A 16,944-nucleotide genomic window follows, 5' to 3' on the forward strand; every position below is an offset into this window, starting at 1 on the left:
GCATTGGTATTTAGTCAACCATTGTTACACCAAATAAGCCAGACTCTTTAATAGCCTTTACCAGTGCATCAATAGCGGGTTGACGTGTAAAGCTACGTCTCCATGCCAAAACAACATCCCTACTAGGCACAGGGTCAGCTAACGGTATATAACGTACCAAACTATTCTCCTCTGTACTTATTTCAGGCACTGCACTTTTAGGCAATAAAGTGATTCCCAACCCTGCCGCTACCATATGGCGAATCGTTTCTAGTGAGGAGCCTTCAAAGGAGCGTTGAATTCCTTCTTCCGTTGAAGAATAACGTGACATCTCTGGACACACCTCTAAAACCTGATCTCTGAAACAATGTCCACTTCCAAGTAGCAACATTGTTTCTTGTTTAAGTTCTTCAGTCGTAATACTTAAAGCATTTGCCCATCGATGATTCACAGGAACGGCCGCAATAAATTCCTCTTTATATAAAGGTTCTATTTCAAGCCCAGAGTCTGGCAATGGTAACGCCATAATAGCGCAATCAATTTCTCCTAACCGTAATAACTCCAACAGCCTAACTGTGAAATTTTCTTGTAGAATCAATGGCATCTGTGGTGTCAGTTCTAATTGACGACGTACTAACTTTGGTAACAGATACGGACCAATAGTATAAATCACCCCTACTTTTAAGGGACCTTCTAAAGGATCATGACCTTGTCTTGCAATCTCTTTTAAATAACTACTGGCTTCAAGAATTTTTTGAGCTTGAGTGACAATACGCTGACCAATACCAGTCACTGACACTTCACTACCACCTCGCTCAAAGATAGCAACCCCTAACTCATCTTCTAATTTTTTGATTGCTACAGATAATGTGGGCTGGCTAACAAAACAGGCTTCAGCAGCTCGACCAAAATGTTTCTCACGTGCTACAGCAATCACATATTTCAACTCAATTAATGTCATATGCTACCTCCACCTACCCCTATTAATAAAAATTACCTATCAATTCTAACGTAAAAAATTAAAAAATCTATAAAAAACACTATTTTTTACAATTAAATATTATTGATTAATAGTTTTTGTTTATAATTAAGATCGTAAATAATCCGTTTTGCCTTTTAACCAACGTTCTACATGTTGGTGGGCTAGTTCTGGATAGTGTTGAAGAAACAGCATAGCGCCTTCTCTGGCTTTTTCAACTAAGTTAGCATCACTATGTACATCAGCAAAACGCAATAACTGTTCACCTGATTGTCGCAAGCCTAAAAACTCTCCGGGACCACGCTGTTCCAAATCTCGACGGGCAATTTCAAAACCATCATTTGTTTCATGAAGTGCTTTTAAACGATATTTGGCTGTATTAGATAAAGGATTTTGATATAACAAAATACAAACAGAGGCAATATCACCACGACCTACCCTACCTCTTAATTGATGTAGCTGTGCTAAACCAAAACGCTCCGCATGCTCAATAACCATAATACTAGCATTAGGCACGTCTACACCCACCTCAATCACTGTAGTTGCTACCAAGATGGCCAATTCACGATTAGCAAACGCTTGCATCACCTGCGCTTTTTCTTTAGCAGCCATACGTCCATGCAATAAACCAATTTTTAAATCAGGCAAATATTCTTGAATATATTGATAGGTATCAACAGCGGTTTGTAATTGCAATGTTTCACTTTCCTCAACCAATGGACATACCCAATACACTTGCTTACCACTCTGGCACTCTACCCTCAAATGATTCAACAACTCATCACGTCGTTCATTTAACATTAACTTAGTTAAAATTGTCTGCCGCCCCGGTGGTAATTCATCAATAATAGAAACATCAACATCCGCCAAATAACTCATGGCTAAGGTTCGTGGAATGGGTGTAGCACTCATATTTAACTGATGAGGCACGATATCTAATTGACTATCTTCCCCTTTCTTACTGAGACTTAAACGCTGCCCCACGCCAAAACGATGCTGTTCATCAATAATCATCAAGGCTAGGTTTGCAAACTCAACCCCCTTCTGAATTAATGCTTGAGTCCCAATAATCAGTTGAGCCTCACCAGACTGTATTTTTTCTAATGCCTCACGTTTTTCTTTTACTTTTAAACTACCCGATAGCCATACCACCTCAATTGACGTATGCTCAAACCATTTTTTCATTTTATAAAAATGCTGCTCTGCCAAAATCTCCGTTGGTGCCATAATCGCTACTTGTTGATGATTTTGTAAAACTAATGCTGCTGTTAAAGCGGCAACAATGGTTTTACCACTCCCTACATCACCTTGTAATAAGCGATGCATGGGGTATGGCTTAAGTAAATCTTGTTTTATTTCCTGAATGACACGTTGCTGTGCGGCCGTTAGAGGTAATCCAAATGTTTTAAGTACCTTATCAAATAACAACGTATCATCAAACGTTAATTTAGGTGCATTTAACTGAGTCCTGGCTTGTCTAGCCAAATACAAAGCTATTTGTTGTGCTAATAATTCATCAAATTTAATCCGCTGCCACGCTGGATGTGTTTTATCCAATAAGGCATATGTATTTTCATGTTGGCTAGGATTATGCAGTATAAAAATCGATTCTTTAAGTGAAGGAAGGTGAAATTTTTCCTTAATTTCCTCTGGAACCGTATCCTTAAAATCTACACGTGATAAAGCTGCCAAAATCGCCTTTCGTAGCACTGGTTGAGTTAAACCTTCAGTACTTGGATAAACCGGTGTAAGTGTTTGCGGTAGGCTTTGACCCGCTTTAGATATTTTGGGGTGAATAATTTCATACCCCCACATACTACTACCTCGTACCTCTCCCCTGATTCTTATTAAGCCAGCTTTTTCTAATTGTGCTTTTTGGCTGCCATAAAAATGAATCCAGCGTAAACTTATTTTCCCAGTCGCATCTTTAAACGTTGCCGTTAATTGTTTACGATGACCATATGATACCGCTACATTTTCAACAACGCCTTCTAGTTGAGCTACTTGTCCCGGATAAATATCGGCAATGTGATGAATTTGGGTTTCATCTTCATAACGTAGTGGCAAATGAAAGACAAAATCACTATCTGACACCAAACCAAGTGCCTGCATTTTCTCTTCTGATGCTGTTCGTTTGACTGCCATATAATCAAAATTTACACTGGACTACAGGAATAATTCTATTGGTTTAAAAGAATTACTATTTAAACTAAATAACAACAATTGCCTCAACTTCAAACAACCCACCTTTAGGTAATCCACTCACTTCAACAGTTGAGCGTGCTGGAAATGGCTCTGGAATCAACTCTGACATAACTGAATTCACAATGCCAAAATTCCCTAAATCAGTCACAAATAACGTTAACTTAACAATATTTTCTAAAGATCCACCTGCCGCGTTGATAACCTCAGTTAAGTTACTAAACGCTTGACGCACTTGCTCTTCTACATTATCGGAAACTAACGCTCCTGTCGCTGGGTCTAAACCAAGCTGACCAGAAAGATAAAGGGTTTTTCCACCTTCAGCAACCACCGCTTGTGAGTATGGTCCAATTGCCGCTGGCGCTTTATCAGTATGTACAATCGTTTTGGCTGTCATATCATCGTCCTTTAAAAAAAATTATTGACTTCACTATTCTAGCAAAATTATGCATACTCACTATGTCACTAAAATAAAATACGCTATGTTTTTACAAAATAGTGGTGCTTATTATGGTAAGCCTGTATTTATAGACTAGTAAAATCCTGATAAGATTAACCCCCTTTATTCTTTATTTATATTAATTAGTCGATTTTATTGACTAGTAAAATTGTTTTTTTATGGACAGTATTTTTTTTATTATTGCTTTTGGTGCACTTGTAGCGGGGTTCTCTCAAGGTTTATCTGGTTTTGGATTTGGTCTAGTGGCGATGTCTTTTTGGGCTTGGGTATTAGAACCTCAACTAGCTGCTGCCTTAACGGTTGTAGGAGGACTCACCGGGCAAATAGTCGCCGCATTTACTGTTCGAAGAGGGTTTGATTTAAAACTCATCCTACCCTTTATTATTGGTGGTTTAGTAGGCATCCCTATTGGCGTCTATCTATTACCTATGTTGGATATCTATAAATTTAAAACAATCCTTGGGGTTTTCTTGATTCTATGGTGTCCTTTTATGTTATTTGCCAATCGTCTGCCTAAGCTAACCAATACACATCGATTCTTTGACGCACTAGCTGGTATGGGCGGAGGTGTCATGGGAGGACTTGGTGGTTTCACTGGCACATTGCCAACACTTTGGTGTACTATCCGAGGTTTTGATAGAGACACTCAACGTTCCATCATTCAAAACTTCAACTTTGCCATGCTCATTGTTGTGTTAATTAGCTATATTAGTAATAGCTTAATTACCCGCAATATGCTGCCATACATTTATATTGTTTCCCCTATCGTTGTATTCACTTCTTATTTTGGGACAAAAATGTACCATGGCATTAGTCAGCAACGTTTCAAACAAATTATTTTAACGCTACTGACTTTTTCGGGAATTTCTATGTTGGTGACATCCTTACCACATTTTTTTCAATAAGCTACGCTTCTAGATCCAACTCTTTTAATTTCCGCGTAACTGTATTACGGCCGATACCTAAGCGATTGGCCGTATCAATTTTTCGACCTCGATAATAGTGTAAGGCAGTCTCAATCACGGCTTTTTCAAAGATTTTATTTAAATTATCCATGATAGATTGTTCATCTGAATTCAGCCTTTTTTGTACCTCTAATCGTAATAACTCTTCCCAATCACTAGGAAAATGTTGTATTCCCCCTTGCTCTGCAATTGTAATATCTGCTTTGCCGACATTGTTATAAGGGCTTACTGAGTGTGATCCTTGCTCATATGATAATGGCTGCGTCTGATGCGTTAATTGACTACCCTTAGTGGTAGATCCCATCTCTACTTTGGCACTAAGACTTGCTAACAACTCTGGAGGTAAATCATCCATAGTTATTAGACTTGCTGGAGACATCACTGTCAGCCAATGGCAGAAATTTTCTAATTGACGCACATTGCCGGGAAAATCAAATTGACATAAAGCCTCTAAGACCTCATTACTTAGTTGCTTAACAGGTACAGCTAAGCTTGCTGCCGATAAGCGAAGAAAATGCCTTGCCAATTGAGGAATATCATCCTTTCTCTCGCGTAGTGGTGGGATACGTAGACGAATAACATTCAACCGATGAAATAAGTCCTCCCTAAAAACCCCTTGCTCGACACGATCCTCTAATGGTTGATGAGTAGCCGCAATAATACGCACATCTACATGTACTGGCTGAGTGCCACCAATTCGATAAAAAGAACCTTCTGCGAGAACGCGTAGTAAACGTGTTTGTAAATCCAGTGGCATATCACCAATTTCATCCAGAAATAATGTGCCACCGTCGGCTTCCTCAAATCGACCTTTACGTAGTTGATTCGCCCCTGTAAACGCTCCTTTTTCATGCCCAAACAATTCTGCTTCGAGTAAATCCTTTGGAATAGCGGCGGCATTAATTGCTACAAACGGTTTGTTTTTACGATTACCATGCTCATGCACAGCCCGTGCAATTAATTCTTTACCTGAACCAGATTCACCCGTAATCAACACAGTCACTTTGGAAGGAGCAAGCCGTCCTATGGCCCTGAAAATCTCTTGCATAGACTTAGAATGCGATTGGGTCATCATTTTTCCCACATCAGCTGAAGACGGCGCTGGAATATCTGCACTCTCTGCCATAGATTTTTTATTCAAGTTGAGCATTTGGCTATGCTCACAAGCTCTTTGAATCAAACTAACGGCATCATTAATATCAAATGGCTTTGGTAAATAATCAAATGCACCACCTTGGAAGGCCTCAACCGTGCTATCTAAGTCAGTAAATGCTGTCATCACAATGACAACAATATCCGGATAATCATGCTTGATTTTTTTCAATAGTTCTAGCCCTGACATATCAGGCATACGGATATCAGTTACTAGCACATGAGGTTGACTAGTCTTTAGGGCTGTAAGTAAGCTATCAACAGTATCAAACGTGGTAGCTTGTAAATGAACTCTTTGTAATGCTTTATCTAATACCCAACGGATTCCTTGATCATCATCGATAATCCATATCTTACTCATGTGAATCCTCCATAGGTAACAACACTCTAAACTCCGTCCTACCAGGTACTGTATCGAACTCAATTAATCCACCATGCTGGCGTACTAATTCTTGTGCTAAGCTTAAGCCCAGACCAGTCCCATTTGCTCTACCTGTCACCAAAGGATGGAAAACCCTATCTACTATATTCGCAGGTACCCCAGGACCATTATCTATCACGGATAAACACAATACCATGCGATAAATCTTATCTAGTAACAAATATCGATGTAATATTCGAGTACGCAAAATAATCTTTGGTTGTTCAATCGCTTCCTTTGCTCCTAAAATCGCTTGAGCGGCATTACCACATATATTCAAATACACTTGAACTAATTTCGCTTTGTCTGCTTTTATATCTGGAATCGAAGCATCATAGTCGCGTACAAAAGTAATTTTTCCCTGATATTCAGCATTAAGTAAGGTAAATACCCGTTCACAAATTTCGTGTATATTAAACACTGATAATTGCAAGCCAGACTGTGCTGGTTTAATTAATCTATCCACAAGTTGCTGTAACCTATCTACCTCAGCAATAATCACTTTGGTATATTCCTGATGATCAGTATTTTCTAGCTCCAACTCTAACAGTTGGGCAGCCCCTCTAATACCACCCAATGGGTTTTTAACTTCATGGGCAAGATTTCTAAACGTTTCCTGATAGATTTCAAGTTCTCTAGCCAAGCGAATACTACGCTCTGACAAGGCTTGCTGTTCAATAGGATGTAGCTCAAGAATGATATTGTCATGACTTAAATGCATAACAGCATTCACTGTTTCTGTGGATTCAAATTTAGCAATCCCTCCAGAAAAAGCAACGGAGACAGAACGACGCTTAACAATGGTGTCAAAAGCTTTTTGAAAACTCTCTTTATCCTCAAATAAAGAAGCTACTGTAGCACCGATAAAAGAGCGCCGAGAACGTTCAAAAAGATTTTGAGTGGCTGAATTTACCCACTCAATTTGACCTGCCTCATTGGCAACAATAATGCAGGTCAGGAGTAAATCAAATGTTTGCCATTGTTGTGCTACAGGAGTTAACGTTGTACTAGACATTGTTGAACCTCCTGTAACACACTTTAATGACTACCGACTTTAAAACTTATAGTGAATAATACAAATCAAACTCAGCTGGATGAGTTGTCATACGTAGACGATTCACTTCTTGCATTTTAAGTTCTAAATAAGCATCTAACATATCATTACTAAATACACCACCACGAGTTAAGAACTCACGATCAGCATCTAGGGCTTCTAGCGCTTGTTCTAATGAAGAGGCTACTGTAGGTACTTTTTTGTCTTCTTCTGGTGGTAAATCATATAAGTTCTTGTCCGCTGGATCACCAGGATGGATTTTATTTTGAATACCATCAAGACCAGCCATTAATAAAGCAGAGAAGGCTAAATATGGGTTAGCTAATGGATCTGGGAAACGAGCTTCAATACGGCGACCTTTTGGATTACTTGTATACGGAATACGAATAGAAGCAGAACGGTTACGTGCAGAGTAAGCCAATTTTACTGGTGCTTCGAAGTGTGGCACTAAACGTTTATAAGAGTTAGTACCTGGGTTAGTAATAGCATTCAAGGCACGAGCGTGTTTGATAATACCACCAATGTAGTAAAGCGCAGTTTCTGATAAACCAGCATAACCATTACCTGCAAATAGGTTTTGACCATCTTTCCAAATAGATTGATGCACGTGCATACCAGAACCGTTATCACCTACGATTGGTTTTGGCATAAATGTAGCTGTTTTACCATACATATGAGCAACATTATGAATAGTGTATTTCAAGATTTGGTTCCAGTCAGCACGTTGAACTAGCGTACTAAATCGAGTACCAATCTCTAATTGACCTGCATTAGCTACTTCATGGTGATGAATTTCCACAGGAACACCTTGTTGCTCAAGTACTAAGCACATTTCTGAACGCATATCACCAAAAGAGTCTACTGGTGATACAGGCACATAACCACCTTTCACGCGAGGACGGTGACCATGGTTTTTACCGTCATAATCAAGCGCACTTGCTGAAGCTGCTTCATCAGAATGAATTTTAACGAAGCGATTATACATATCATCGCCCCAAGAAATACCATCAAATACAAAGAACTCAGGCTCAGGACCAAAGAAAGCGGTATCACCAATACCTGATGACTTTAAATAAGCTTCTGCACGACGAGCCAAAGAACGAGGGTCACGATCATAACCTTTTAAATCAGAAGGCTCAACTACATCACACGTTAAAATTAGCGTAGGCTCTTCACGGAAAGGATCCATACGTGCTGTTGAAGCATCTGGAATCAATAACATATCAGATGCCTCGATTCCTTTCCAACCAGCAAGAGATGAACCGTCAAAAGGTTGACCTGACTCAAACTTATCTTCATCCACTTGATGAGCAGGTACAGTCATATGATGTTCTTTACCGAGAGTATCTGTAAAACGAAAGTCTACAAATTTAACTTCGTTTTCACTCATTTTATTTAAAACGTCTTGAGCAGTTATTGCCATGTTGATTTCTCCTAAAATCTAAACTTTGTTGAACGATTTCACTAACGTTCAAACTTATCACTTTAGCTAAAGCAATTTCCGTGCCAACTTTTTTACCGTCAGCGCACTGTTTATTTTTTCATTATTGCATTATTTTGGTGCGTTATCAATTTAATAATGTATTATTTTGGTGCATTATGGTTCATTTTGGAACGAATTATTTTTTATAGGCACTACTTTTTATTGTAGTGCACCTTTTAAGATTACAAAGAGGGCTAAATTAAGACAAAAAAACATACTAAGAGCATTACAACTAACTAGTTAATAATGATTATCTTAATTCAATCCATCAAGAACATCTCTTGTAAATCATTCAAATAACGCCAGCCTAGTGCACTGGCTTTTAATCTTGTGGGATCACTATCCAGCAATCCCTTAGATACGGCTTCATTTATCTTTGCTGTCATCAGACTCAACGGAACACCACAGCGATCAGAAAAATAATGGGTTGGAACCCCTTGCTTTAATCGCAGTACATTAAGCATAAACTCAAAAGGAATATCTTCCACTGTTAATAATCGACTCTCGGCAAGCTGTTCACTTGTTTTTACTTTTTGCATCCAACTATCTGGATTCTTAACACGTGCTGTTCGTAGAATTTGATTATGCGATGAAATTTTGCCATGTGCCCCAGGCCCTACACCAATATAATCCCCAAATTCCCAGTAATTTAGATTATGTTGACAGTAGGCATTCTTTTTGGCATAAGCAGAAACCTCATATTGCTCGAAACCATGTTGTTGCGTTAAATCAATCAGCATATCTTGCATATCCCCTGCTAAATCATCATCGGGAATACCTTCAGGAGGATATTTGGCAAATACTGTATTAGGCTCTAGGGTAAGGTTATATAAAGATAAGTGCTCTGCTCCAAACGATAGCGCTGTTTGTACATCTTGATGGCAATCTTTCAATGTTTGAAATGGTAAGGCATACATTAAATCTAAATTAATACGCTGAAATGATTGCTGTGCAATTTCAATCGCTTTTTTCGCCTGATAACTATCATGTATACGCCCTAATCGTTTAAGCATCTCATCATTAAAACTCTGAACACCTAACGATAATCTAGTCACGCCTGATGCTGCAAAAGCTTTAAACCGTTCTACCTCGACTGTTCCTGGATTAGCTTCCATCGTAATTTCTGTATAGGGCGCTAAATTGAACAAATTTCTTAATACGGTTAATAAATCATCAAGCGCTTTAGCAGATAACAAGCTTGGCGTTCCACCACCAATAAAAATAGAATGAATTTGACGCCCCCAGACACTTGGTAATACATAAATCAAATCTTGTTCAAGTGCTTGTAAATATTCTTTTTCTGGTATCTCACCTGAAATAGCGTGTGAATTAAAATCACAATAAGGACACTTTTTAACACACCAAGGAACATGAATATAAATAGACAAAGGCGGCAATGGTTGAGCAAAACTAACTCCTTTGTTTAACGTTGTCATTAGAGACGTTAGTGATGAATGATTAGTGCTATTCTTCGATTTATCTCTAGCTACCTCAATCGGTATCGTCACTCTTTGATTCGATGATTCTGAACTACTTGGCTTATCACGCATTTTTTAACTCAGCTAATAATTTTCTCAATGCTTGCCCACGGTGACTAATACTATTTTTCTCACTTGGTGTTAGCTCTGCAGCAGTCTTACCTAACTCTGGTAGGTAAAAATAAGGATCGTAACCAAATCCATTGTCACCTTTTGCTTGTAAAGCAATACAACCATGCCAAAAAGCTTGAGCAACGATTGGACATGGATCCTGTTCATTGCGAACATATACCAAACAAGCGACATAAAAAGCGGAGCGATCACTTACGTTTTCTAAGGCTTTCAATAGATAAGCATTATTTAAAGCATCGGATTTTTCTGTCGCCCCTAAACTTAATGCATAACGAGCAGATAAAACACCGGGAGCACCATTCAAACTAGGTACCACTAAACCGGAATCATCAGCAATCGCAGGTAACCCCGTATGTTTACTCGCAAAGCGAGCCTTAACTAACGCATTTTCTAAAAAGGTAAAATATGGCTCCTCACATTCACCTACACCTAACGCCCCCTGATTAATTAACTCAATCCCTAGAGGAACAAATAGTTGTTGAAATTCTGCTAATTTTCCTTTGTTATTTGATGCCAAGACAATTTTAGACATGCCACTTTAACCTTAAACTATTTAGTATTACTTTTTAATGTTTGTTCTTGAATAGTCACCAAAGTAGTAATACCCTGTTCAGCCAAATCTAACAACTCATTTAATTCTTTACGGGAAAATGTTTCTCCCTCTGCTGTTCCTTGAACTTCCACAAAACTCCCAGCCCCAGTCATTACAATATTCATATCAGCATCACAGCCTGAGTCTTCAGAATAATCCAAATCTAGCACAGGCTTACCATTTACCATGCCTACAGAAATAGCCGCCACCTTATCTTTCAAAGGATTCTCAGTGATATCACCTTTTGCCAACAAATGCTCAATCGCATCAGCCATCGCGATCCATGCCCCCGTAATACTGGCACAACGAGTCCCACCATCGGCTTGAATAACATCACAATCCAAATGAATAGTACGCTCACCTAATTTTGTCATATCTACTACGGCACGAAGACTACGTCCTATTAAACGCTGAATTTCTTGTGTGCGTCCTGTTTGCTTTCCCTTAGCCGCTTCGCGGTCAGAGCGAGAGTGCGTAGCCCGTGGCAACATACCATATTCAGCAGTAACCCACCCCTGCTCTTTTCCCTTTAAAAAAGGAGGCACTTTATCTAGCACACTGGCATTACAAAGAACATGAGTATTACCCATTTGGATTAACACTGATCCTTCAGCATAAGGGGTGTAAGAACGGGTGATTTTAATTTGACGAAGCTCATTATGCTGCCTACCATTTGGGCGAGTCTGTGTATTCATATTCATTCTCTAAAATCCAATGTAAAATATAGAGTAAATTGTAATCCATATTGCCAACCGGCAAAACCAAGTAGAGAATTTTCCATGATTTATAGCATGACCGCTTTTGCAAGCCAACATAGCGAACACGCCTTAGGACAATTAATTGTTGAGCTCAAAAGCGTTAATAACCGTTTCCTTGACTTACACCTACGTATTCCAGAAGAACTCCGAGCTTCCGAAAGTGCACTACGCGAACTACTCAGTAACCGATTAAACAGAGGAAAAATTGAACTTCGGATTACCCTACAAAAGCATAAAAATTTAGATGATATGCAATTGGATAATGAGGTAGTAGCACTTTGTTTACAACAACTCAATCAAGCGCGACAAATTATTCCTGATACTGGCGCTCCTTCTCTTAGTGAATTAATTACCCTTAGCCAAAACAAACAACTTAGTCAAGATGATGATACATTTGAACAATGGCATCAGCTATTGATAAAGACAACTGATGACGCTTTAGATAACTTTATCCTTAACCGAGCAAGAGAAGGAAAACGCTTAGCTGAAACAATGCTTGGTTACACACAACAAATTCAACAAATATTAGGAAAAATTAGAGAAAAATTGCCACAAATTCATACTGATTATCGCGAAAAATTAACTCGAAAATTACGCGAAAATCTTGAGGCAGTAGCTCCTAACGGCTTCGAACATATCAAAGGCGAAGAGCTAAGTGCTCGCATTGCGGCCGAATCCTCTCTATTTAGTTTACGCATTGATGTAGCTGAGGAACTTGATCGACTAGAATCACATCAAACTGAGCTAGCTACATTACTCCAGCAAGAATCAGACATCACCCAAGACAGCATACCTAAAACTAAAAACAAACAAAGTCTTGGCAAACGCTTAGATTTTCTTTTCCAAGAAATGAATCGTGAAATTAATACCCTAGGCTCTAAATCCACTGCGCTTGAAATCACACAAGCTGTCATTGAATTAAAATTGTTAGTTGAGCAATTAAGAGAACAAGCACAGAATATAGAGTAAAACAAAAATCACCCTATAAAATTTGATAGGGTGATTTTCATTAAACCTAAGTACTTGAATTTAAGTACTTATCCTTTAAACAGATACTTTTATTTCTAGTACTTTTTGATTACTTTAAAACATCAGGTAATACAGCTTTAGGTACATTCTGATAGCACACCGCTCTTAAAAAACGATCAATCGCTGCTGTCCCTACAGAAGTACTTCTACCATCACTAGTTGACGGGTAAGGACCACCGTGAACCATAGCATCAGCCACTTCAACACCTGTACCAAATCCATTAAATAAAATACGACCAACTTTACGTTCTAATTGTTGAACCAGTGCCTGTAACACAGCAACATCATCATTATCATCGCAATGTACTGATGCTGTTAATTGCCCCTCAAGAGATTCTGTTAACTGTTGCATTTGCTCAAAACTCTTACAACGAACAACTACAGCACTTGAGCCAAAAACCTCATCATGTAAAGCTTTATCACCTATATATTGGTCACCCTCAACTAAAAAGAGTTTACCCACACATTGATTAGGTTTATCTGTTCCCTGTGCCGTTGCTAATAACTGCACCTGTTGAGATTGTTGGATACGATCAACCCCTTGATTAAATGCCTTAGCAATGCCTGGTGTTAACATCGTTTGGCTAGTTTGTTTTCCTAATGTTTGTTTTGCACTTGTGATAAAGTCATCAAACCCTTCATTATCGACCGCAAAAATGAGTCCTGGGCTCGTACAAAACTGCCCCGCCCCCATCATCATTGATTGAATTAATGCAGCCCCAATCTCTTTACCTCGATTCTTAAGTGCTTCAGACATAATATAGACTGGATTGATACTACTCATTTCAGCATAGACAGGAATCGGCTCAGCCCTAGCTGCTGCTGTATTCATAAGAGCAGTGCCCCCTGCTCTTGATCCAGTAAAACCAATCGCTTTAATTACTGGATGAGCTGCTAATTTTTGACCAATTTTAGAACCACTACCATATAAAAGAGCAAATACTCCTTTAGGCATTTGACAACGCTCAACCGCTGCCACTACAGCCCGCCCAACAATTTCAGAAGTCCCAGGATGTGCTTGATGTGCTTTGACCACGACGGGACAACCAGCTGCTAAAGCACTTGCTGTATCCCCACCTGCTACAGAAAAAGCTAACGGAAAGTTACTTGCACCAAAAACAGCAACTGGACCCAAGCCAATTTTACGGGAATACAATTCAGGGCGAGGTAGCGGCATACGGTCAGGTAAGGCAACATCATGACGAATATCCTGATATTTCCCGTCACGCAATACTTTTGCAAAAAGTCTCAATTGCCCACAAGTCCTACCTTTTTCACCTTCTAATCTTGCTTGAGGAAGACCTGTTTCTAGCATCGCTCTTTGCACTAAATCATCACCAACTTTTTCAATTTCTTCGGCTATTGCCTCTAAAAACTCCGCTCTCTTTTCATTAGAAACTAAACGATATTCTATAAAAGCAGCCCATGCCAAATTCATTGCTCTATCAAAGTCAGTATCACTAATACCTTTATACTCTGGTAAAAGTTCTTCATTAGTATTGGGATTAATAGCTTTTATGCCACCATCTGTACCAATAACAAACTCACCACCGATAATGTTAATTCCTTTTAAATTCATTTGCTAATTCCTTTTAAATCAAAACATTCAATTGCATTTTTCCAAAAAACATCTTGTTTATTTTCTGGAGCTATTGTATTGATAGCTGCATGAATCATTTCTAGCCAACAACCATAGCTTACTTGGACTCCTGACACTGGTGCATTGCTGGCATACAATGCTCGCTTACCCCCAAAAATATTTAGTGTGTGATTGAGTAATTGTTGATTGGAATCAATATCATAACTTTGCCCAGGGCATCCTAATTCTGATAGTTTTATCCAAGTTTTTCCTCGAGTTGCCAATAATTCCAATCCTTTTTTCCAATCATTAATACCATCTATACTTCTATCCCATGGTAAACCACAATGATTCACTACTACTTTTAAATTCGGAAAATCTTGTAATATCTTAGCTGCATCTTTTAAATGCCACGAAGGAACTCTTAAATCCCAAATTAACCCTAATTCCTCTAAAGCATTTAACCCATTCGCTAATTTACTATCATAAAGACTCTGTTCATTCTCTAATGAATGAACAGAGAATCTAGAGCTTGCTGTTCTTGGTTTAAATCTTACCCCTTTAACACTTGTATATATTTTTATACTGTTCCAATTCTTGATATACATTTAAATTTAATAAATTTACCCAAATCATTTGCCCTTTAATTAATTTTCCTTCTAACGCTAAATTATCAATCCATTCCACCTCCAAATATGACTGATTTCTTGCACATTCTGCTTCACAATGAATTGTTCCTACGAGAAGGTAATCTTGAGGAATAAGGGATATTAACTGTTCAGGCATAAAATCCTGACAAATATCATCGTAATTTCCTAGAAAAAAATCATTCCTTTTTTCATTTTCTAACCATGGATAATATATTTTTTTACCTAAAACCCAAAAATGGTGATGACTATCTATTATTTTTGGCATTTTTATATCTGATTAATTTCTATAGAAATTTCATAGGAATTGTTATCATTTCTGGTATAAGAATAAACAAACCTAACAATCCAAAGTAAAGGAGAACGTAGGGGAAAACTCCTTTAACTCCTTCAAAAAAATCCATTTTTCCTGCTCCAACAATAACATTTAATACATTGCCTACTGGTGGTGTTATTAACCCAATAGCACAATTCATTACAAACATAAGTCCAAAATATACGGGATCTATATTAGCCATTTTTACAATAGGCATCAAAATGGGTATTAGCACTAGAATAGTTGGTACTAAATCCATAACCATACCAATCAACATTACTAATAACATAATAACCAACATCAACAATTTTGGATTATCACTGAGAGGCGAAAGAAACTCAGCCACCATCATTGGTAACTGAGCAATACTAATAATCCACGCAACAACTGTTGTTGCTGCAACTAAAAACATAATTATTGCCGTACTTCTAGCCGAATTACTCAAAACAATAAATAACCCTTTAAGATTTAACTCTTTATAGACAAATAAAGAGACAATCACAGCGTATACAGCAGCAACAACTCCTGCTTCTGTAGGGGTAAATATTCCTGTTTTTATCCCACCTATAATAATAATAGGTAATAAGATAGCCCCAAAACTCTCCTTAAGTGTCTGAATTTTTTCTTGAGTATTCATCTTTGGAGAAATGGGTAAATCCATATTTCGTACAGAGTATGCCCAATATAGTATTAAAACAAACCCCATTAAAAGACCAGGTACAATACCTGCTAAAAAAAGCTGTTTAATTGAAATATTTCCCGCAACCCCAACAAGTATCAAAGGAATTGATGGCGGAATAATCGGTGCTATTATGCCACCTGCAGCCATTAAACCAGCGGTTTTCCCTATAGGATAATTTGAGGCATTCATCATTGGTAACATCATAGCAGCAAGAGCTGCAGTATCAGCCACCGCAGATCCTGATAAACTTGCCATTATAATTGCAGCAAAAACTGCCACATAACCTAACCCTCCTTTCCTATGGCCAATAAAAGCCATTGCTAAATTTACGATTCTTTTTGATAACCCTCCATGGGCCATTACTTCTCCCGCAACAAGAAAAAAAGGAATAGCTAAAAGAGTATAGTTATCAGCTCCACTAATTAGATTCTGTGCAAAAATTTGTGGATCAAAGAAGTCTAATTGCCACATCATTGCAGCTGCAGAAAGAAGCAAAGCAAATGCTATCGGTAAACCCAAAAAAATTCCCAACAATAAAACACCAATAAATAAAACCATTAAAATCATGATGGCATTACCTCTTCAAAATTAGTTTCATATAAAGAAGATGGAGAAAAAAGGCCTTTAAAAATGACAATGCACATCATTGCTATCGAACTAATGAGTCCAGCCAAATAAAAAATAGCTAAGGGGAGGCCACTGATCGGTGCTATATTAGACCAGTTTATTGTCATCTGCAGATAGCAGCCATAAGCAAATATTAGAGTCAAAAGAGCTATCAATAAAAAAACTATTCTGGCAACAAAAATTCTGACAGTTTGAGACAGGTAACGATACATTATAGGTATTGATAAATGTTGGTTTCTTCCTAAGGCAATTATGCTTCCAAAATAACAAATCCATACAAAAACAAATCTAGAAATTTCTACAGAAACAGATATTCCACTATTAAATCCGTAACGTAGTACAACAATTTACACAAAAAACCAATACAAAATCAATTAAAAAACCAAAATAAAATTAACATTAATTAAAA

General features: G+C 38.0%; 16 protein-coding genes. 2 read left to right on the forward strand and 14 right to left on the reverse strand.

The features are described 5' to 3' along the window. Positions 1 to 10: 10 nt before the first annotated feature. The 3 genes from V757_RS19295 to V757_RS19305 form a co-directional block, all read right to left on the reverse strand. Complete coding sequence (locus V757_RS19295; RefSeq protein WP_023950168.1) at positions 11 to 940, reverse strand: LysR substrate-binding domain-containing protein; 930 nt, start codon at positions 938 to 940, stop codon at positions 11 to 13. Between the two features lie 126 nt (positions 941 to 1,066). Continuing rightward, positions 1,067 to 3,103 carry an ATP-dependent DNA helicase RecG gene (gene recG / locus V757_RS19300; protein WP_023950169.1) on the reverse strand — a complete coding sequence of 679 codons (2,037 nt, stop codon included), beginning with the start codon at positions 3,101 to 3,103 and terminating at the stop codon, positions 1,067 to 1,069. Positions 3,104 to 3,167: 64 nt separating this feature from the next. After that, positions 3,168 to 3,557, reverse strand: coding sequence for a Rid family detoxifying hydrolase (locus V757_RS19305; RefSeq protein WP_023950170.1), 390 nt, complete (start codon positions 3,555 to 3,557; stop codon positions 3,168 to 3,170). A 221-nt stretch (positions 3,558 to 3,778) separates the two neighbouring features. On the opposite strand from V757_RS19305, the gene V757_RS19310 reads away from it, so the two are divergent. Then, complete coding sequence (locus tag V757_RS19310) at positions 3,779 to 4,525, forward strand: sulfite exporter TauE/SafE family protein (protein WP_023950171.1); 747 nt, start codon at positions 3,779 to 3,781, stop codon at positions 4,523 to 4,525. 1 nt (position 4,526) lies between these two features. Here V757_RS19310 and ntrC read toward each other — a convergent pair whose 3' ends face one another. The 6 genes from ntrC to rph form a co-directional block, all read right to left on the reverse strand. Then, a complete protein-coding gene (gene ntrC / locus V757_RS19315) occupies positions 4,527 to 6,098 on the reverse strand; it encodes a nitrogen regulation protein NR(I) (protein WP_023950172.1) in 1,572 nt (523 codons plus the stop codon). Beyond that, on the reverse strand, positions 6,091 to 7,173 hold the full coding sequence (glnL, locus tag V757_RS19320; RefSeq protein WP_023950173.1) for a nitrogen regulation protein NR(II): 1,083 nt from the start codon (positions 7,171 to 7,173) through the stop codon (positions 6,091 to 6,093). The genes ntrC and glnL overlap by 8 nt, the downstream gene beginning before the upstream one ends. A gap of 46 nt (positions 7,174 to 7,219) precedes the next feature. Next, the gene (glnA, locus tag V757_RS19325; protein WP_023950174.1) at positions 7,220 to 8,635 is read right to left on the reverse strand and encodes a type I glutamate--ammonia ligase; all 1,416 of its coding nucleotides are present in this window, start codon (positions 8,633 to 8,635) and stop codon (positions 7,220 to 7,222) included. A 320-nt stretch (positions 8,636 to 8,955) separates the two neighbouring features. Further along, a complete protein-coding gene (gene hemW, locus V757_RS19330; protein ID WP_023950175.1) occupies positions 8,956 to 10,131 on the reverse strand; it encodes a radical SAM family heme chaperone HemW in 1,176 nt (391 codons plus the stop codon). Positions 10,132 to 10,237: 106 nt separating this feature from the next. Continuing rightward, entirely contained in the window at positions 10,238 to 10,837 is a 600-nt protein-coding gene (gene rdgB / locus V757_RS19335) for an RdgB/HAM1 family non-canonical purine NTP pyrophosphatase (protein WP_023950176.1), read from the reverse strand. Positions 10,838 to 10,854: 17 nt separating this feature from the next. Continuing rightward, positions 10,855 to 11,592, reverse strand: coding sequence for a ribonuclease PH (gene rph / locus V757_RS19340; protein ID WP_023950177.1), 738 nt, complete (start codon positions 11,590 to 11,592; stop codon positions 10,855 to 10,857). Positions 11,593 to 11,676: 84 nt separating this feature from the next. Here rph and V757_RS19345 point away from each other — a divergent pair, with 84 nt between their 5' ends. Next, complete coding sequence (locus V757_RS19345; RefSeq protein WP_023950178.1) at positions 11,677 to 12,624, forward strand: YicC/YloC family endoribonuclease; 948 nt, start codon at positions 11,677 to 11,679, stop codon at positions 12,622 to 12,624. Positions 12,625 to 12,733: 109 nt separating this feature from the next. Here the strand turns inward: V757_RS19345 and V757_RS19350 are convergent, their stop codons facing one another. From V757_RS19350 to V757_RS29915, 5 genes are read right to left on the reverse strand one after another with little or no spacing between them, the layout of a single operon-like run. Then, positions 12,734 to 14,263, reverse strand: a complete 1,530-nt coding sequence (locus V757_RS19350) for an aldehyde dehydrogenase (NADP(+)) (protein ID WP_023950179.1) — start codon at positions 14,261 to 14,263, stop codon at positions 12,734 to 12,736. Beyond that, the gene (locus V757_RS19355) at positions 14,260 to 14,871 is read right to left on the reverse strand and encodes an amidohydrolase family protein (RefSeq protein ID WP_023950180.1); all 612 of its coding nucleotides are present in this window, start codon (positions 14,869 to 14,871) and stop codon (positions 14,260 to 14,262) included. The genes V757_RS19350 and V757_RS19355 overlap by 4 nt, the downstream gene beginning before the upstream one ends. After that, entirely contained in the window at positions 14,825 to 15,178 is a 354-nt protein-coding gene (locus tag V757_RS19360) for a hypothetical protein (protein ID WP_023950181.1), read from the reverse strand. Before V757_RS19360 ends, V757_RS19355 begins: the two co-directional genes overlap by 47 nt. Before the next feature lie 19 nt (positions 15,179 to 15,197). Continuing rightward, positions 15,198 to 16,472: a TRAP transporter large permease subunit gene (locus V757_RS19365; RefSeq protein WP_031274324.1), complete on the reverse strand. Its 1,275-nt coding sequence runs from the start codon at positions 16,470 to 16,472 to the stop codon at positions 15,198 to 15,200. Next, complete coding sequence (locus V757_RS29915; protein WP_081710648.1) at positions 16,472 to 16,882, reverse strand: TRAP transporter small permease; 411 nt, start codon at positions 16,880 to 16,882, stop codon at positions 16,472 to 16,474. The genes V757_RS19365 and V757_RS29915 overlap by 1 nt, the downstream gene beginning before the upstream one ends. Positions 16,883 to 16,944 lie beyond the last annotated feature (62 nt).

The sequence above is a fragment of the Pelistega indica genome, from assembly GCF_000506865.1.
GTDB classification, from domain to species: Bacteria; Pseudomonadota; Gammaproteobacteria; order Burkholderiales; family Burkholderiaceae_B; genus Taylorella; species Taylorella indica.